Annotated in this window: 16 protein-coding genes; 3 read left to right on the plus strand and 13 right to left on the minus strand. The window is 72.7% G+C overall.

Going from position 1 to position 16,980, the window contains the following annotated elements; genetic code table 11:
* Positions 1 to 32: 32 nt before the first annotated feature.
* Positions 33 to 698, minus strand: coding sequence for a MerR family transcriptional regulator (locus ACFW1I_RS26820; RefSeq protein ID WP_384674630.1), 666 nt, complete (start codon positions 696 to 698; stop codon positions 33 to 35).
* Positions 699 to 920: 222 nt separating this feature from the next.
* Between ACFW1I_RS26820 and ACFW1I_RS26825 the strand changes: the two genes are divergently transcribed.
* Both ACFW1I_RS26825 and ACFW1I_RS26830 read left to right on the plus strand, forming a co-directional pair.
* Complete coding sequence (locus tag ACFW1I_RS26825) at positions 921 to 1,823, plus strand: hypothetical protein (RefSeq protein ID WP_384674656.1); 903 nt, start codon at positions 921 to 923, stop codon at positions 1,821 to 1,823.
* A gap of 66 nt (positions 1,824 to 1,889) precedes the next feature.
* Positions 1,890 to 2,819 carry an ADP-ribosylglycohydrolase family protein gene (locus tag ACFW1I_RS26830; RefSeq protein WP_384674632.1) on the plus strand — a complete coding sequence of 310 codons (930 nt, stop codon included), beginning with the start codon at positions 1,890 to 1,892 and terminating at the stop codon, positions 2,817 to 2,819.
* Between the two features lie 29 nt (positions 2,820 to 2,848).
* Here the strand turns inward: ACFW1I_RS26830 and ACFW1I_RS26835 are convergent, their stop codons facing one another.
* From ACFW1I_RS26835 to ACFW1I_RS26890, 12 genes are all read right to left on the minus strand, one after another.
* The gene (locus ACFW1I_RS26835) at positions 2,849 to 4,231 is read right to left on the minus strand and encodes a cytochrome P450 (protein WP_384674634.1); all 1,383 of its coding nucleotides are present in this window, start codon (positions 4,229 to 4,231) and stop codon (positions 2,849 to 2,851) included.
* 169 nt (positions 4,232 to 4,400) lie between these two features.
* On the minus strand, positions 4,401 to 7,229 hold the full coding sequence (locus ACFW1I_RS26840) for a DEAD/DEAH box helicase (protein ID WP_384674636.1): 2,829 nt from the start codon (positions 7,227 to 7,229) through the stop codon (positions 4,401 to 4,403).
* 157 nt (positions 7,230 to 7,386) lie between these two features.
* Positions 7,387 to 8,298: a twin-arginine translocase subunit TatC gene (tatC, locus tag ACFW1I_RS26845; RefSeq protein ID WP_384674658.1), complete on the minus strand. Its 912-nt coding sequence runs from the start codon at positions 8,296 to 8,298 to the stop codon at positions 7,387 to 7,389.
* A gap of 127 nt (positions 8,299 to 8,425) precedes the next feature.
* Entirely contained in the window at positions 8,426 to 8,707 is a 282-nt protein-coding gene (gene tatA, locus ACFW1I_RS26850; RefSeq protein ID WP_384674638.1) for a Sec-independent protein translocase subunit TatA, read from the minus strand.
* A gap of 187 nt (positions 8,708 to 8,894) precedes the next feature.
* Positions 8,895 to 9,092: a hypothetical protein gene (locus tag ACFW1I_RS26855; RefSeq protein WP_031013990.1), complete on the minus strand. Its 198-nt coding sequence runs from the start codon at positions 9,090 to 9,092 to the stop codon at positions 8,895 to 8,897.
* Positions 9,093 to 9,126: 34 nt separating this feature from the next.
* Positions 9,127 to 9,375: a hypothetical protein gene (locus ACFW1I_RS26860; protein ID WP_384674641.1), complete on the minus strand. Its 249-nt coding sequence runs from the start codon at positions 9,373 to 9,375 to the stop codon at positions 9,127 to 9,129.
* A 115-nt stretch (positions 9,376 to 9,490) separates the two neighbouring features.
* Positions 9,491 to 10,444: a YafY family protein gene (locus ACFW1I_RS26865; RefSeq protein ID WP_031013988.1), complete on the minus strand. Its 954-nt coding sequence runs from the start codon at positions 10,442 to 10,444 to the stop codon at positions 9,491 to 9,493.
* A 16-nt stretch (positions 10,445 to 10,460) separates the two neighbouring features.
* A complete protein-coding gene (locus tag ACFW1I_RS26870; protein WP_384674643.1) occupies positions 10,461 to 11,417 on the minus strand; it encodes a helix-turn-helix transcriptional regulator in 957 nt (318 codons plus the stop codon).
* Positions 11,418 to 11,545: 128 nt separating this feature from the next.
* The gene (locus ACFW1I_RS26875) at positions 11,546 to 11,926 is read right to left on the minus strand and encodes an FKBP-type peptidyl-prolyl cis-trans isomerase (RefSeq protein ID WP_384674644.1); all 381 of its coding nucleotides are present in this window, start codon (positions 11,924 to 11,926) and stop codon (positions 11,546 to 11,548) included.
* A gap of 96 nt (positions 11,927 to 12,022) precedes the next feature.
* Positions 12,023 to 12,961: an FKBP-type peptidyl-prolyl cis-trans isomerase gene (locus ACFW1I_RS26880; RefSeq protein WP_384674646.1), complete on the minus strand. Its 939-nt coding sequence runs from the start codon at positions 12,959 to 12,961 to the stop codon at positions 12,023 to 12,025.
* Positions 12,962 to 13,079: 118 nt separating this feature from the next.
* Complete coding sequence (pafA, locus tag ACFW1I_RS26885) at positions 13,080 to 14,441, minus strand: Pup--protein ligase (protein WP_031013984.1); 1,362 nt, start codon at positions 14,439 to 14,441, stop codon at positions 13,080 to 13,082.
* Between the two features lie 69 nt (positions 14,442 to 14,510).
* On the minus strand, positions 14,511 to 15,773 hold the full coding sequence (locus tag ACFW1I_RS26890) for an MFS transporter (protein WP_384674648.1): 1,263 nt from the start codon (positions 15,771 to 15,773) through the stop codon (positions 14,511 to 14,513).
* Positions 15,774 to 15,917: 144 nt separating this feature from the next.
* Between ACFW1I_RS26890 and ACFW1I_RS26895 the strand changes: the two genes are divergently transcribed.
* On the plus strand, positions 15,918 to 16,937 hold the full coding sequence (locus tag ACFW1I_RS26895) for a LacI family DNA-binding transcriptional regulator (RefSeq protein WP_384674650.1): 1,020 nt from the start codon (positions 15,918 to 15,920) through the stop codon (positions 16,935 to 16,937).
* Positions 16,938 to 16,980: the final 43 nt, after the last annotated feature.

The following is a 16,980-nucleotide window of genomic DNA, read 5'->3' on the forward strand; positions in this document are numbered from 1 at the left end:
AGCCGACGACGGCTCCCGCCCCTCCCCCGTTCTCACCCCGCCCCCACCTCACTCTCGCTCTTGCCCTTGCCGCCGAAGAGGCGGTCCGAGGCGTCGATCTGGGCGAGTCGGCGGAGGGCGCCGAAGAGCGCGTCGCCGAGGACCGTACCGACGGCGACGCTCTCGACCAGTTCCTCACGGGCCACGTGGTGGGCGACGTAGTCCAGGTCGGCCCGGGCGACCCGCTCGGCCGCGTCCGCGTAGGCGCCGAGCACCTCGCCGAACCGCTCGTGCCCGACGGAGCCGAGGGCGGCGAGCGCGACCGCCAGCGCCTCGGCCGCCGGATTGCCGGGGAAGCAGCGCCACTCGCGCTCCCGGATCAGCGCGGCGACCCGCTCCCGCGCCTCGACCAGCCGGTCGTCCTCCTCGGGCTCGCCGCCGTAACGCGGCACCATGCGCACGGCCGCCTCGCCGAGCAGGTCGTGGACGGGCCGGCCGGGGTCGTCGACGGCGGCGATCACCTCACGCACGGCCGCCACGGACAGGCCGCCGACGTCGATCAGGGCGCGGATCAGGCGGAGCCGCCGTACATGCGCTTCCTCGTACGCGGCCTGGTTCGGGCTCGTCAGCCGGCCGGCCGGGAGCAGTCCCTCCCGCACATAGAACTTGATCGTGGGCACCGAGACCCCGGTCCTGCGGCTCAACTCACCGATGCGCACCGCGTGTTCACCTTTCCCCTGCCTCTACGGCCTTGCCGGACTCCCCTCCATCATAGATAGTGGCACTATCAGATAGCGGTAAGCGCCACTATCCATAACGACAACGGGGGGATCCGTATGTCCACGCGCACACCCATGCCCGCGTCCACCTCCACCGCCCCGCCCCCGCCCCCGCCCCCGGACGGCCGCCTGCACCGGCCCCTCCTCTGGTTCGCCGCGGCGATGGCCGTCTTCGCGGTCGTCAGCGCGGGCGGAATCCTGATCGACGACCGCACCCTCGTCGGCGCCCCGATCTGGTCCAAGCCCTTCAAGTTCGCCGTCTCGTTCGTCGCCTACAGCCTGTCGCTCGCCTGGATGCTGAGCCTGCTGCCGCGCGGAAAGCGCGCGGGCTGGTGGGCCGGCACCCTCGTCATGGCCACCAGCGCCCTGGAGATGGTCCTGATCACCCTGCAGGTCGTCCGCGGCAGGCAGAGCCACTTCAACCAGGAGACCCCCTTCGACGCCGCCGTCTTCCAGGCCATGGGCCTCACCGTCGTCGTCCTCTGGCTGAGCGCCCTGGTCATCGCCGTCCTCCTGCTCCGCACCCGCCTCCTCGACCCCGCCACCGCCTGGGCCGTCCGCCTCTCCTCGCTCATCGCGCTGGCCGGCGCCGCAGTCGGCTTCCTGATGGTCCAGCCCACTCCCGAGCAGCGCACCGCCGACGACCCGCCGATCGTCGGCGCCCACAGCGTCGGCGTCCCGGACGGCGGCCCCTCCCTCCCGGTCACCGGCTGGGCTTCCACCGGCGGAGACCTGCGCATCGCCCACTTCTTCGGCATGCACGCCCTCCAGCTCCTGCCCCTGCTCCTCCTCGCCCTGACCGCCCTGGCCCCCCGCCTCCCCCGCCTCGCCGACCCCCGGGTCCGCCTCCGCCTGGTCCTCACCGCCTCCGCCGCCTACACCGCCACCTTCGCCCTCCTCACCTGGCAGGCCCTCCGAGGCCAGCCCCTCCTCCACCCCGACACCACCACCCTCACCGCGGCGGCCACGATCGCGATCCTCACGGCAACGGCCACCACCCTCTCCCTCCGGGGGGCTCCCCCCTCCCCCTCCCCCTCCCCCACCCACCCCTCCCACCCCTCCTAGCCCCACGCCCCACGCCCCGGCCCCGGCCCCGGCCCCGGCCCCGGCCCCGCCGCCTACCCTGACGCCATGACCTCACTCGACCGCGCCGTGGGCGCCGTCCTCGGCTCCGCCGTCGGCGACGCCCTGGGCGCGCCCTTCGAGTTCGGCCTTCCCGGCGCCTTCCGCGAGCGATTCCCGGACGGCGCGGGAGAGTTGTGCGGGGGCGGCGGCTGGGATCCGGGCGAGGCCACGGACGACACGCAGATGGCCGTGCTCGTCGGGGAGTCGCTGCTCGAACGCGGCGGGCTGGATCTGCCCGACGTGTTCGACCGGTTCCGGCGCTGGGCGGCGGCGGAGCCCAAGGACATCGGTCTTCAGACGGAACGGGTCCTGCTGGGCGACGACACGTGGGACCTGGCCGCCGCCCTGGACTTCCAGGTGGAGGGCCGCGGCGCGGGCAACGGCTGTCTGATGCGGGCCTCCACGTCCGCCGTCCATTTCGCTCCCCGGGGCCGCGCGGCCACCATGGAGGCCGGCCGCCGGCTCGCCGCCCTCACCCACGGGCACCGGGCCGCCTGGGAGGGCACCGCCCTCCTGCACGAACTGGTCCGGGTCGCCCTGCTCGGCGGGGACCCGCCGTCCGCGATCCCGGAGGCCCTGGCCGAGGTCGACCCGGATCACCGGGAGCGCTGGGCCACCGTCCTGGCGTCCGGCTGGCGGCCGGAGGACGCGACGGAGTTCAACGGCGCCGTCTGGCCCTGTCTCGGCTCCGCCGTGTGGGCGCTGCGCACCACCGGGACCTTCGAGGAGGCCCTGGCGGCCGCCGTCGACCTCGGCGGGGACACGGACACGGTCGCGGCGGTCACCGGGATGCTGGCGGGCGCCGTCCACGGCGCCGGGGCGATCCCGGACCGCTGGACGGCCACGCTGCACGTCCCGCTCCCCGGCTTCGGCGGCCGGGTCCTCGGCGCGGACGAACTGCGCGCGCTGGCGCGCGCTCTCGCCGCGGGCTCGTGACCGGGCTCAGCCGCTCCAGGTGAGTCGCCTCACCCCCGGCCGCGGGCGCGGACCGTGGCGCGGACCTCTCGGTCCGGCTGGAGGGTGAGGCTCGGGACCGGGCGTATCTCCTCGGGTTCCACGTCCAGGTCGTAGCGGCGGGCGAGGACGGCGAGGACGAGGACGGCCTCGACGAGGGCGAAGCGGGTGCCGAGGCAGACGCGGGGGCCGCCACCGAAGGGGTACCAGGCGTATTCGGGGATCTTCTCCGCCGGCCGACCCTCGGCGTCGGTGGCGTCGGTGAGCCAGCGCTCGGGGCGGAACGTGTCGGCGTCGGCGTACCAGCGGGGGTCGCGGTGGGTGGCCCACTGGCTGGACCAGACGCGGGTGCCGGGCGGGATCGGGGTGCCGCCGAGGGTGGCGCCCTCCTTGGCGATGCCGGTGAGGAGCCAGATGGTGGGGTAGAGGCGGAGGGTCTCCTTGATCACCGCCTGGGCGTAGGGGAGGGAGGCGTAGTCGTCGTGGCCGGGCTCGTGGTCGGCGAGGACGCGGTCCAGTTCCTCGGTGAGGGTCCGCCTGGCCTTCTCGTTGCGGGAGAGCAGGTACCAGGCCCAGACGAGGGTGGAGCTGGTGGTCTCGTGGCCGCCGATGTAGAGGGTGACCGTCTCGTCGCGGATCTCGCGGTCGGAGAGGTGGGCGCCGGTCTCGTCCCGGGCGGTGAGGAGCCGGCTGAGGAGGTCGGGGCGGTCCTCGCCGCCGTCGCGGTGGCGGGAGACGATGCGGGAGACCTCGGCGTCGATGACGGCGGTGGCCCGCTTGATGCGGGCGCGCCCGGGGGTCGGGATCCAGTCGGGCAGGAGGGCTCCGATGCCGCTGAGTTCGGCGCCGATCTCGTGCTGGGCGACGTCCATGGCTTGGCCGATGGCCTCGGCGTCGGCGGCGGTGTCGGTGCCGAAGATGGTGCGGACGGCGATGAGTTGGGTGAGGGCGGCCATCTCCTTCTTGATGTCGATGCGCTGTCCGTCGGTCCAGCGGTCGGCGAGGGCGACGGCGCACTCCGCCATGGTGGCGGCGTAGGAGCGGACCTGCTTGGGGCGGACGGACGGCTGGACCAGGGAGCGCTTGCGGCGCCAGTCGCGGCCCTTGGTGACGACCACGCCGTTGCCGAGCAGGGTGCGGATGGCGATGCCCAGGTCGGGCTGGTCGAAGGTGTTCTCGACCTCGGTGAGCAGTTCTCCGATGGCGTCCGGGTGGGCGATGAAGAGGGCGGGGCTGGGGCCGAAGCGCCAGCGGACGAAGTCGCCGCGCTCGCGGAGCCGTTCGAAGAAGGCGAGGGGGTCCTTGCCGAAGGCGGGGAGGTTGCCGAGGAGCGGCACTCCGCGTGGTCCTTCGGCGATGGTGATCCCGGTCCCGGTGCCGACGTGCGTGGTCACGTTCGTCCCCTCCCCCACTGGCTTTCGCTGTGTGTGGGTCCATGCAAGCGGACGGCTCGGGTCTCGCGCCAGCCCTGTGGACAACCGCCTGTGGACAACGCGGGGGTTCGTGCGGAAAGGGCCCGTGGTGTGTCCACCACGGGCCCTTCCAGGGTGATGTGAGGGTGTGTCAGCCGACGGAGCTGTAGGCCACCACGCCGCGCAGGAGGGATTCCACGGCCTTGCGCGCGTTCTTGGCGACCGTGCTGTTCTCCTTGGGTGCCGCCGCGGCGATCTGGCCGAGGACGTCGATGACCTGCTTGCACCAGCGGACGAAGTCGCCGGCGGGCATCTCGGCCTCGCGCAGCACCTCGTCGAGGCTCTTGTCGGAGGCCCACTGGTAGGCGGCCCAGGCGAAGCCGAGGTCGGGCTCGCGCTGGCCGACGCCGTCCGCCTGGCTGATCTTGAACTCCTCCTCCAGGCCGTCGAGGCGGCCCCAGATGCGGACCATCTCGCCGAGTGCCGCCTTGGCCCGGCCGCCGGGCACCTTGGGCGCCACGGCGTCGTCGGCCTGCCGGGCCTCGAAGACGAGGGCGGAGACGCAGGCGGCGAGCTCGGCGGGGTCGAGTCCTTCCCAGACGCCTTCGCGGAGGCATTCGCTGGCGAGCAGGTCGAGTTCGCCGTAGAGGCGGGCGAGCCGCTTGCCGTTGTCGGTGACCTCGTCGGCGCGGAGGTAGTCGAGCTCGGTGAGGAGCGCGACGATCCGGTCGAAGGTGCGGGCGATGGTGTTCGTCCGGCCTTCGATGCGCCGCTCCAGCTGCTTGGTGTCGCGCTGGAGGCGGTGGTAGCGCTCGGCCCAGCGGGCGTGGTCCTCGCGCTCGTCGCAGCCGTGGCAGGGGTGGGCGCGGAGGGCGGCGCGCAGGCGGGCGATCTCGCGGTCGTCGGCGGCGCCGGAGCGCTGCTTGCGGTGCCGTTCGGGGTTGATGTGCCCGGCCTTGGAGCGCAGTGCGGAGGCGAGGTCGCGGCGGGACTGCGGGGAGCGGGGGTTGAAGGTCCTGGGGATGCGCATCCGCTCCAGGGCCTCCACCGGGACGGGGAAGTCGATGGAGGCGAGGCGCTTGACCTGCCGTTCGGCGGTGAGGACGAGGGGCCGGGGGCCGTCGTGGTACTCGAAGCCCCGGTGACCGTTGGTGCGGCCGGCGGGGATGCCGGGGTCGAGGACGAGGGCGAGGCCGGCGAACTTGCCGGTGGGCACGTGGATGACGTCGCCGGGCTTCAGCTTCTCCAGGGAGGCTGCGGCCTGGGCGCGCCGCTGGGCGGCGCCCTGCTTGGCGAGTTCGGTCTCGCGGTCCTTGAGGTCGCGGCGGAGCCGCGCGTACTCCTCGAAGTCGCCGAGGTGGCAGGTCATGCCTTCGCGGTAGCCGGCCAGGCCCTCCTCGTTGCGCTGGACCTGGCGGGAGATGCCGACGACGGAGCGGTCCGCCTGGAACTGGGCGAAGGAGGTCTCCAGGAGTTCCCGGGAGCGGTGCCGGCCGAACTGGTCGACCAGGTTGACGGCCATGTTGTAGGAGGGCCGGAAGCTGGAGCGCAGCGGGTAGGTGCGGGTGCCGGCGAGGCCGGCGAGGTGTTCGGGGTCGAGGCCGCGCTGCCAGAGGACGACGGCGTGGCCCTCGACGTCGATGCCGCGGCGGCCGGCGCGTCCGGTGAGCTGGGTGTACTCGCCGGGGGTGATGTCGGCGTGCTGCTCGCCGTTCCACTTGACGAGCTTCTCCAGGATGACGGTGCGCGCGGGCATGTTGATGCCGAGGGCGAGCGTCTCGGTGGCGAAGACGGCCTTGACGAGGCCGCGGACGAAGAGCTCCTCGACGACCTCCTTGAAGGTGGGGAGCATGCCGGCGTGGTGGGCGGCGATGCCGCGCTCCAGGGCTTCCAGCCACTCGTAGTAGCCGAGGACGTGGAGGTCCTCGTCGGGGATGGCGGCGGTGCGGGCTTCGACGATCTCGCGGACGCGGAGGCGGGCGGCGTCGTCGTTGAGCCGGAGGCCGGCGTAGAGGCACTGCTGGACGGCGGCTTCGCAGCCGGCGCGGCTGAAGATGAAGGTGATGGCGGGGAGGAGTCCCTCGGCGTCGAGGCGTTCGATGACCTCGGGGCGGCCGGGGGTCCAGATGCGGGAGCGCTGGCGGCGCTCGCGCTCGCGGTCGGCTTCGCGGACCATTTTGCCGCGGCGGCGGTCGCGGGGGTTGTAGGTGCGCGAGTTCTCGGTGCGGGCGAGGCGGAGGAGGTCGGGGTTGACCTCGCGGCGGGCGGCGCCGCGGCCGCCGTGGTCGGTCTCCTCCTCGAAGAGGTCGTACATCCGGCGGCCGGCGAGGACGTGCTGCCAGAGGGGGACGGGGCGCTCTTCGGAGACGATGACGTCGGTGTCGCCGCGGACGGTGTCGAGCCAGTCGCCGAACTCCTCGGCGTTGGACACGGTGGCGGAGAGGGAGACGAGGGTGACCGATTCGGGGAGGTGGATGATCACTTCCTCCCAGACGGCGCCGCGGAAGCGGTCGGAGAGGTAGTGGACCTCGTCCATGACGACGTAGCCGAGGCCGGAGAGGGCCTGGGACCCCGCGTAGAGCATGTTGCGGAGGACCTCGGTGGTCATGACGACGATCGGCGCGTCGCCGTTGACGCTGTTGTCGCCGGTGAGGAGGCCGACCTTGTCGGGGCCGTACCGCTTGACGAGGTCGGCGTACTTCTGGTTCGACAGCGCCTTGATGGGGGTCGTGTAGAAGCACTTGCGGCCCTGGGTGAGGGCGAGGTGGACGGCGAATTCGCCGACGATGGTCTTGCCGGAGCCCGTGGGGGCGGCGACGAGCACGCCCTTGCCCGCTTCGAGAGCCTCGCACGCCTCGATCTGGAAGGGGTCCAGGCCGAACTCGTACATCTCTCGGAAGGGGGCCAGTGCGGTGGCCTGCTCTGCGTTGCGCGCGCGTGCGGCCGCGTACGCCTCGGCTGGGGTGAGGTCCTCTGTCATCTTGTCATCGAGCCTACCCGCCCCCTCTGACAGCCACGCGATCTTTATGGAGGGCCGTGCGCGGTGGCCGGGGACGGCGAAGGTCCCCGCGGACGGCGTCCGGGGGACCTCGCGGGCGGCGGTGACGAGGGGTGACCGCCGGTGACGCCGGGTGGCGTCAGGTGATGTCGTCGTAGCCGCCGGTGCGGTGGGCGCGGGCTCCGTCGGTGTCGCCGGTGGCCTGCTCGGGCAGGGCGTGGGCGGCGGGGACGGGGTCGAGGGCGCCGACGGGTTCGGGGGTGTGGTCGAGGACGGACGCCTCGTCGTCGGAGAGCTGGGCGTCGGGGTCGCGGCGGGCGCGGCGCTTGTCGTTGAGGAGCGAGAAGCCGACGGCGATGAAGTACAGGACGATGATCGGTCCGGCGAGGGCGATCATGCCGAGCGGGTCGGTGGAGGGCGTCGCGACGGCGCCGAAGACGAAGGTGCCCATCACCATGGCGCGCCACCAGCCGGCCATGCGCTTGCCGGTGACCACTCCGGTGAGGTTGAGCATGATCAGCAGCAGGGGCAGTTCGAAGGCGAGGCCGAAGACGAGGACCATCCTGGTGGTGAAGTCCAGGAGGTCGTCGAGGGAGAGGAAGTTCGAGGCGACGTCGGGCGTGATGCTGATGAGGACGCGCACGCTGACGGGCATGATCACGTACGCCGTGTAGGCGCCGGCCACGAAGAGGGGCACGGCGACGGAGGCGAACCAGTACGTGTACTTCTTCTCGCTCTTGTGCAGCCCGGGCGCGACGAAGGCCCAGAGCTGGTAGAGCCAGACCGGGCTGGAGCCGATGAGGCCGGCCAGCATGATCACCTTCACCGTGGAGGTGAAGGGGGAGAGCATGGACTGGTAGGCGATGACGACGCAGCGTCCGCCGGTGTTCGCGGACAGGGAGCTGTCCGGGGGGCACTTCGGTACGGGGGACGCCAGAAGGTCCATCAGCTGCTGGCTGAAGAACGCCGCCACCACGGAGGCGACGACGACCGCCAGCATCGCCTTGGCGAGGCGATTGCGCAGCTCACGGAGGTGATCGGCGAGTGGCATCCGCCCCTCGGGATCCTTCTCCTTCTTCATGCGGGCAGACTTGGGCAACCCACGTCCTCATCTCGTGCGGGCAGGCCGCTGGGCGGCGTACGTGCGGGGCGGCGGTCGGGCCGCCGGGCGGGGTGGGTCAGCGCTGGGTGGTGTCCGACGCCTCGGTCACGGGGCGGCCGCCGGTGACGTCGCCGGGGGCGGCCTTGATGGTGCGCTGGGCGGGGGCGGCCTGCTCGGCGGGGGCCTCGGCGGGGGCGGACTCCTGGCCCTCCGACTTCATGGCCTTCGCCTCGCTCTTCAGGATGCGGGCCGACTTGCCGAGGGAGCGCGCCATCTCCGGGAGCTTCTTGGCACCGAAGAGGAGCACGACGACCAGCAGGATGAGGCTGATCTCAAGGGGACCGATCTGACGGAACATGGCTGTGGTCTCTCTTCTCACCGAGGCGGCATGGGTGCGTGCCCGGCCGGTCGGACATGCGTCCGGCCACCGCGCTGTCTGCGATCGTAACCCGCAGGAGTAAACGTCGGGCAATGCCCGTGCATACTCGCGATTGCGTCCGAGGGGCCCTGATCAGGCCGGATCGGAGCGGGTCGGGGGGCCCGACTCAGGGCAGGGAACGGCCGGTTCGCGCCAGTCCGGTGGCGGCGGTCTCCAGGTCCTCGGCGGCGCGCTGGATGCGCTGTGTGGTGACGGCCACTTGGCGGCCGAGGCGCCGGACCTCCAGGAAGACCTTGACGGCGAGGACGCCGAGGACGGCGAGACCGAGGAAGCCGAGGGCGATCGCGAGCATGGGCCAGAGCATGGGCCGAGCCTAGTCGTTGGGGGTGGGGTGCGGGTCAGGCGGTGGTGTGGAGGCGGAGGGTGCGGACGCCGCCGCCGGTGAGGAGTTCGACGATGCGTTCGCCGGCGGGCTTGCGGACGGCGCTGCCGCACTCGGGGCAGGTGAAGGAGTAGAAGGTGGTGCGGCGGCTGGCTCCGATGGCCAGGCGCAGGGCGCCGGCGGCGAGTTCGAAGCGGCAGCGGCAGTCGGGGCAGGCGGCCTTGAAGAGCACCGGACTCACCGACAAGCCGGGCATCACGGACATGTCGCTCAACTCTCCCTGTCTCGAACTGTCTCGAACTGCCTGGAACTGACCGGAACTGCCTGGGACCGCCTGGGACCGCGTGGAACTACCGGGAACCATCTGGACCGGGGACGGCTCACACGCCCTCGTACGCGGCGAGCGCGGCCGTCGCCGCCTCCCGGGCGCTGTCCGCGAGCCCGGCGGGCGAGACGATCCGCCCGTCGCTGCCCAGCCGCAGCGCGAGCCGCTTCAGCGAGGCCGGGTCGGGGGTGCGCAGGGTGATCCGCAGACCGCCGTCGGGCAGCTCGTCGGCCCGGTCGTGCGGGTAGTACTCGGCGACCCAGCGGCCGCCGGGGCCGACCTCGACCACCACCTCGGGGTCGTCGGCCGAGGGCTGCACCAGCCCCTCGGAGAGGTCGCGCAGCTCCAGCTCCGGCGGCGCGGCGGCCTCCTCCAGGATCCGGATCTCGGCCACCCGGTCCAGCCGGAAGGTGCGGCGCGCCTCGGACAGCCGGCACCACGCCTCCATGTAGGTGTGGCCGACGGCGAAGAGGCGGATGGGGTCGACCTCGCGCTCGGTGAGCTCGTCGCGGGCCGGCGAGTAGTAGCGCACCCAGAGCCGCTTGCGCTCGGAGATGGCCCGGTCGACCTCGGCGAAGACGCCGCCCTCGGACTCGAAGGTGACCGAGAGGCGGGCGCTGGCGCCGGCCGCCTCGCCGGCGGCGGCCTCCAGCTTGGCGGTGGCGCGGACCAGCGCGTCCCGGTCGCCCTCGCGCAGCCCGGGCAGGGTGGCGACGGCGCGCGCGGCGACGAGCAGCGCGGTGGCCTCGTCGGCGGCGAGCCGCAGCGGCTCGGCGACGTCGTCCGGGTTGTGCCACCAGATCCGGTCGCCGTCGGTGTCGATGTCGAGCAGGTCGCCGCCCCGGAAGCTGGTGCCGCACATGGGCAGCACGTCGAGGTCGGAGATCAGCTCGTCCTCGGTGATGCCGAAGGCACGGGCCACGTCGGCGACGTGGGCGCCGGGACGCTCGCGGAGGTAGGTGACGAGGGAGAGCATCCGCCTCGTCTGGTCGATCGCGTTGGCAGCCATGCGGTTCGTCTTCCCCTCAGCCCTTGGCGACGGCGCGCAGCCGCTCCACCACATCGGCCCGCAGGTCGGCCGGTTCCAGTACGACGACGTCGGGGCCGAACTCGACGAGCCAGGCGTCGAGACCGTGCCCGTACGGGATCTCCAGCTCGTACCAGCCGTCGGCGCCCTCGCTCGTCTCGGTGGCCCGGGCCCGCAGCGGGTAGCCGCAGCCGGCCCGGAGCCGGATCCGGGCGGAGCGGGTGGCGGTCTCCCCCGCCCAGCTCTCGACGGTCTCGCGGACGGTGACGGCGTCGGGCACGGGCGCGGTGAAGGCGCCGGCCCGGGAACGGACCTTGCCGGTGATGCGGGAGAGGCGGAAGACGCGCTCGGCGCCGCGGTCGCGGTCCCAGCCGGCCAGGTACCAGTGGCCGCGCCAGCACTCCAGCGTCCAGGGCTCGACCTGGCGGGGCTCGGGGCGGGCGGCGTTGGCCTTGCGGTACTCGAAGGAGACGGGGCGCCGGTCGCGGCAGGCGAGCATCAGCGGCTCGAAGGCGGCCTCGTGGACCGGGATGCGGGGTTCGAGGGCGCTGGGCTGGATCTCGTACGTGTCCTCGGCCTCCGGCATGCCGGCGGCGCGGAGCTTCTGGAGGGCTCCGCTGGCGGCGCCGGCGAGGCGGGCCTGCTGCCAGACCCGGGCGGCGAGGCCGAGCGCGGCGGCCTCCTCGGCGTCCAGGGTGATGGGCGGGAGGCGGTTGGAGTCGCGGCGGGCGAGGTAGCCGGTCTCGCCGTCGAGGTTCTCGACGGTCTCGATGACCAGGCCGAGCTCGCGGAGGTCGTCCTTGTCCCGCTCGAACATGCGGTTGAAGGCCTCGTCCCCGCTGGCCTCCAGGTACGCCTCGATGGAGCCGCGCAGTTCGCGCTTGCTGAGCGCGCGGCGCGTCCCGAGCAGGCACAGCGCGAGATTCATGAGCCGCTCGGCCTTGGCAATCGCCATGGACGCCCTGCACCCTCTTCCCCGGTTCCGTTCTCGGACGTCCGACCGTACCGCCCCGGGGTGTCCGGACAAAAGCCGAGGGCCCCCGCCGCGGAGGCGGGGGCCCTCGGTCGGGGGCGCTGAGCCGGTCAGGGCTTCTTCACGCCGACCAGGTCGCAGACGAAGATCAGCGTCTCGCCGGGGGCGATCTTGGCGCCGGCGCCGCGGTCGCCGTAGGCGAGGTGCGCGGGGATGACCAGCTGGCGGCGGCCGCCGACCTTCATGCCCTGGACACCCCGGTCCCAGCCCGCGATGACCATGCCGGCCCCGAGCGGGAACTCCAGCGCCTCGCCGCGGTTCCAGGAGGCGTCGAACTCCTCACCGGTGCTGAAGGAGACACCGACGTAGTGGACCTTGACCGTGTCCCCGGCGGCGGCGGTCGCGCCGTCGCCCTCCCAGATGTCCTTGATCTCCAGGTCGGCCGGCGGCTCGCCGCCCGGGAAGTCGACCTCGGGCTTCTCGATGCTCACTGCAGTGTGCTCCTCATACGGGTGAAACCGCGCGGACGATGGCCCGCGCGACCCGGACAACCTACCTCGCGGCGGGCCGGGTCGCGCGGGAACCGGCTACTGCTTGGCCAGGATGTCCACGGTGAAGACGAGGGTCGAGTTGGCCGGGATCGGTCCCTGGGCCTTGTCGCCGTAGCCGTCGGCCGGCGGGACGACGAGCAGCACGCGGCTGCCGACCTTCTTGCCCTCCAGGCCCTTGGTCCAGCCCGGGATGACGCCGGCGAGCTGGAAGGTGGCCGGGGCGCCGCGGTCGTAGGAGCTGTCGAACTTCTTGCCGTCCTTCCAGAGCACGCCCTGGTACTGGACGGTCAGGGTGTCGGTGGCCTTGACGGCCTCGCCCTTGCCCTCGATGACGTAGTTGGAGACGAGCGCCTTGGGCGCGTCGGTCTTGGGCACGGTCAGCGAGGGGGCCTTGCCGTCGGTGTTGGTGCCGACCTTGGGCAGGTCCTTGTTCTCCTGGGCGACGACGGTGCCCTCGGCGGACTTCGGGATGGTGGTCGCCTTCAGGATGTCGACGACGAAGACCAGGGTGGCGCCGCCCTTGATGCTGGGCGGGGAGCCCTGCTCGCCGTAGCCGAGCTCCGGCGGGATGCCGATCTCCAGGCGGCTGCCGACCTTCTGGCCCTTCAGGCCCTGGTCCCATCCCTTGATGACCTGGCCGGCGCCGAGGGTGAGGGTGAACGGCTCGCCCCGGTCGAAGCTGTTGTCGAAGGGGGTGGTGGAGTCCCAGGTCTGACCGAGGTAGTTGACCTGGAGGGCGTCGCCGTCCTTGGTCACCGGGCCGTCGCCCTCGCTGATGACGTTGACCTTGAGTTCCTTCGGCGGGTCGCCCTCGCCCTTGGAGAGGGTCGGCTTCTCGCCGAACTTCTGGCCCGCGGTGATGGCGGGCAGCCCGTTGGTCATCGAGGCGTTATCGGAGCCCTTGGTGTCGCTGCCGCACGCCGCTGTGGTGAGCAGCAGCAGTGGGACGACGAGAAGGCCGGCAAGTCGGCGCACGTGTTCCTCAGATCTCAGACGGCACGGTAGTTGTCCGGACACTCTAGGGGACCCGCCCGTGACGTCCAGGGCCCCGCACGTCGTCCGCGCGGGGCCCCGACCTGCTCTTGTGATCGTCCTACATTCCGGCGATCAGCTTCTCCACCCGGTCGTCGACCGAGCGGAACGGGTCCTTGCACAGGACCGTGCGCTGCGCCTGGTCGTTGAGCTTGAGGTGGACCCAGTCGACGGTGAAGTCCCGGCGCTGCTCCTGGGCGCGGCGGATGAAGTCGCCGCGGAGCCGGGCCCGAGTGGTCTGCGGGGGCACGGACTTGCCCTCGAAGATCTTCACGTCGTTGCAGATCCGCGCCGCCTGCCCGTTCTTCTGGAGCAGGTAGTAGAGCCCGCGGCGGCGGTGGATGTCGTGGTACGCGAGGTCTATCTGGGCGACCCGCGGGTTCGACATGGTCATGTTGTGCTTGGCGCGGTAGCGCTCGATGAGCTTGTACTTCATCACCCAGTCGATCTCCGTCTGGATGCGGTCCAGCTCCTCCTGTTCGATCGCGTCGAGGGTGCGGCCCCACAGTTCGAGGACCTGGGCGACGGTGCCGGAGCGGATGCCGCGCCGGTCGACGAAGTCGGACGCCTTCTCGAAGTACTCGCGCTGCACCTCCAGGGCGGACGCCTCGCGGCCGCTGGCCAGGCGCACCTTGCGCTGTCCGGTGATGTCGTGGCTGACCTCGCGGATGGCCCGGATCGGGTTCTCCAGGGTCAGGTCGCGCATCACGGTGCCGGCCTCGATCATGCGCAGCACGAGGTCGGTGGCGCCGACCTTGAGGAGCATGGTCGTCTCGGACATGTTCGAGTCGCCGACGATGACGTGGAGGCGGCGGTAGCGCTCCGCGTCGGCATGCGGCTCGTCCCGGGTGTTGATGATGGGCCGGGAGCGGGTGGTGGCGGAGCTGACGCCCTCCCAGATGTGCTCGGCACGCTGGGAGACGCAGTAGACGGCGCCGCGCGGGGTCTGCAGGACCTTGCCCGCGCCGCAGATCAGCTGACGCGTGACCAGGAACGGGATGAGGATGTCCGCGAGGCGGGAGAACTCCCCGTGGCGGGCGACGAGGTAGTTCTCGTGGCAGCCGTAGGAGTTTCCGGCGGAGTCCGTGTTGTTCTTGAAGAGATAGACGTCGCCCGCGATTCCCTCCTCGTGCAGGCGGCGTTCGGCGTCCACGAGAAGACCTTCGAGAATGCGCTCGCCGGCCTTGTCGTGGGTGACGAGTTCGATCACGTCGTCGCATTCCGGTGTGGCGTATTCCGGATGCGAACCCACGTCGAGGTACAGGCGGGCGCCGTTCCGCAGGAAGACATTGCTGCTGCGGCCCCATGACACGACTCGGCGGAAGAGGTACCGCGCCACTTCGTCAGGAGACAGTCGGCGCTGTCCCCTGAACGTGCACGTGACGCCGTACTCGTTCTCCAGCCCGAAAATGCGGCGGTCCATGTCTGAACATTACGCCTGACGGCCTGTGCTGAAACCGGGTTGGACGTTCCCGTTTCGATCATTTTCCGATCAGAGGGCGTTCTTTTCGGTGTGTACGGCGGTGGCGGCGCCCCCGCTCGCGGCGTGTCGCGTGCGGCGGCCGGGCGCGTCGGGGTCGTTCAGCACCCGGCCGGTGGCCAGCAGCACCAGGAGGGCGACCAGGCCGCCGGCGCCGGCCACGGCGAATCCGGCGACGGTTCCGGCGAGTTCGACGGCGGGTCCGGCGGCGGCCGAGCCCAGGGCGGCGCCGACGCCGAAGGTGGTGACCAGCCAGGAGAACGCCTCGGTGACGGTGCCCGCCGGGGCGTGCCGGTCCACCACGATGAAGGCGCAGGCCAGGACGGGGGCGAGGAAGACGCCGGCGAGGGCCGAGAGGGCGGCCATGGCGACCGGTCCCGGGGTGAGCGTCAACGGCAGGTAGCAGAGCGCGAGCAGGGCGACCAGGACGCGGAGCCGGCGCTCCGGGGCGCCGGCCCACTGGCGGGCGCCGTAGAGCACGCCGCCGAAGAGGGCGCCGAGGCCGAGGGCGGCCATCAGCCAGCCGTAGACGGAGGGGGTGCCGCGATCGTCGGCGTAGGCGACGGCGGCCACCGTGATGGAGCCGAGGGCGAGGCCGACGAAGAAGAACGAGCCGAGCAGGGCGAGCAGCCCGGGCGAGCGCAGCGCGCCGAGCCAGTGGGCCTCGCGGGGCGCGGAGCGCCAGGCGCGGGAGGGGGCGGAGAGGACCACGGAGAGGGCGCCGAGCACGCCGATGAGGTTGATGACGAGGAGGGCGGCGGCGGGCGACCAGAGGGCGACGAGGAGGGTCACCAGGAGCGGGCCGACGGTGAACATGACCTCCTGGGCGACGGCGTCGAGGGCGTACGCACGGTGGACCCGGTCCTCGCGGCCGAGGACGCTCGGCCAGAGGGCCCGCAGGCCGCCCTCCAGGGGCGGGGTGAAGAACCCGGCGAGGACGACGGCGGCGTAGGCGAGGGGGAGGCTGCCGATGCCGACGAGGGCGAACAGGGCCATGCCGAGGGCGGAGAGGACGGCGGCGGGCAGCTGGACGCGCGGCTGGCCCTTGAGGTCGACGGCCCGGCCGAGGAGGGGCTGTCCGACGGCGTTGGCGAGGCCGTAGGCGGCGACGAGGCCGCCCGCGAGGGTGTAGCCGCCGCCCTGGTCGCGGACGAAGAGCGTCATGGCGACGGGGCCGGTGCCGTTGGGCAGCCGGCCGACCAGGGTGCCGGTGAGCAGGCGGAGCGCGTGTGGCGCCCGCAGGATGTCGCGGTAGCCGCCGTGCGCCGTGGCCATGCGGGTCTCCCCTCCGTCGGCTCACGCCGAGGTTTTACGTATAACGTCCGAGGTCATACGTACCATGGCGGCGGTACGCCGGTCCACCCGGCGCCCCTCGTCACCGACCCGGCGACCGGCCGGACACGCCCCCGCGGAGGCCCCGTGCACACCCCCGAGCCCAGTACCGGCGCCCGCCCCACCAGCCGGGACGTGGCCCGTACCGCCGGGGTGTCACAGGCCACCGTTTCCCTCGTCCTCGGCGACAAATGGCGCGGGCGGGTCTCGGAGCGCACCGCCGACACCGTCCGGGCTGCCGCCCGCGAGCTCGGCTACCGGCCCAACCTCGCCGCCCGCAACCTGCGCCTCGGGCGCACCCGCACCGCCCTGCTCGTCGTGCCCGCCCTCACCAACGAGTTCTTCGCCCACGTGTACACCGGCGCGGCGGCGGTCGCCGCCGACCACGGCTTCGGCGTCGTGCTCTACCCCTCCCCCGACGGCCTCGGCCCGGCCCGCGACCCCTTCGCCTCGGCCCAGGCCGCCCTGGACGGCGTGCTGGCCTCCTCGATGGCGACCGACGCCCTGGAGGCGTTCCGCGGCAGCGACCTGCCCCTCGTCATGCTCGACAGCGACCCCGCGGGCCCCGGCGCCGCCGCGCACGTCAACCTCGACGTCGCCGAGGGCATGCGGCTGGTCACGGCCCACCTGCTGGCCCTCGGCCACCGCCGCTTCCTGCACCTGGCGTCGGCGGCGCCCTCCTGGACCTTCGACGTCCGGGCCGCCACGCTCGCCGGGGCACTGCGCGGAGCCGAGGTGCGGACCGTCCGGGCGCCGCTGACCGTCGCCGCCGCGCGGGAGACCGCCGAGGCCGCCCTCGCCGCCCCCGGGCCCCGCCCCACGGCGGTGATCTGCGACGACGACATCCTCGCCGCCGGCGTCTGCAAGGCCGCCCGGCGCCTCGGCCTGCGCGTCCCGGAGGACCTGTCCGTCACCGGCTTCGACGACATGGCGCTGGCGACCGCGGTCGAGCCGGAGCTCACCACCGTCCGCCTCCCCGCCCAGGAGTTCGGCCGCCGCGGCATGGAGGCCCTCCTCGCCGTCCTGGCGGGCGAACCGGCCCGGGCGGACGTCCTGCCCGTCGAGCTGGTCCCCCGCGGCTCCACGGGCCCGGCACCGGCCGTCTGAGCCCCGGGACGCGCGGAGGGGCCCGGTCCAGCCGGACCGGGCC

This window comes from Streptomyces sp. NPDC058955, assembly GCF_042741435.1.
Classification (GTDB): domain Bacteria; phylum Actinomycetota; class Actinomycetes; order Streptomycetales; family Streptomycetaceae; genus Streptomyces.

Excerpts from the sequence above, each read along its gene's own strand:
- ACFW1I_RS26825 (WP_384674656.1), top strand. The coding sequence starts at position 921 with ATGGCCGTCTTCGCGGTCGTCAGCGCGGGCGGAATCCTGATCGACGAC.
- ACFW1I_RS26830 (WP_384674632.1), top strand. The coding sequence starts at position 1,890 with ATGACCTCACTCGACCGCGCCGTGGGCGCCGTCCTCGGCTCCGCCGTC.
- ACFW1I_RS26840 (WP_384674636.1), bottom strand. The coding sequence starts at position 7,229 with ATGACAGAGGACCTCACCCCAGCCGAGGCGTACGCGGCCGCACGCGCG.
- tatC (WP_384674658.1), bottom strand. The coding sequence starts at position 8,298 with ATGCCACTCGCCGATCACCTCCGTGAGCTGCGCAATCGCCTCGCCAAG.
- tatA (WP_384674638.1), bottom strand. The coding sequence starts at position 8,707 with ATGTTCCGTCAGATCGGTCCCCTTGAGATCAGCCTCATCCTGCTGGTC.
- ACFW1I_RS26855 (WP_031013990.1), bottom strand. The coding sequence starts at position 9,092 with ATGCTCTGGCCCATGCTCGCGATCGCCCTCGGCTTCCTCGGTCTCGCC.
- ACFW1I_RS26860 (WP_384674641.1), bottom strand. The coding sequence starts at position 9,375 with ATGTCCGTGATGCCCGGCTTGTCGGTGAGTCCGGTGCTCTTCAAGGCC.
- ACFW1I_RS26865 (WP_031013988.1), bottom strand. The coding sequence starts at position 10,444 with ATGGCTGCCAACGCGATCGACCAGACGAGGCGGATGCTCTCCCTCGTC.
- ACFW1I_RS26870 (WP_384674643.1), bottom strand. The coding sequence starts at position 11,417 with ATGGCGATTGCCAAGGCCGAGCGGCTCATGAATCTCGCGCTGTGCCTG.
- pafA (WP_031013984.1), bottom strand. The coding sequence starts at position 14,441 with ATGGACCGCCGCATTTTCGGGCTGGAGAACGAGTACGGCGTCACGTGC.
- ACFW1I_RS26890 (WP_384674648.1), bottom strand. The coding sequence starts at position 15,773 with ATGGCCACGGCGCACGGCGGCTACCGCGACATCCTGCGGGCGCCACAC.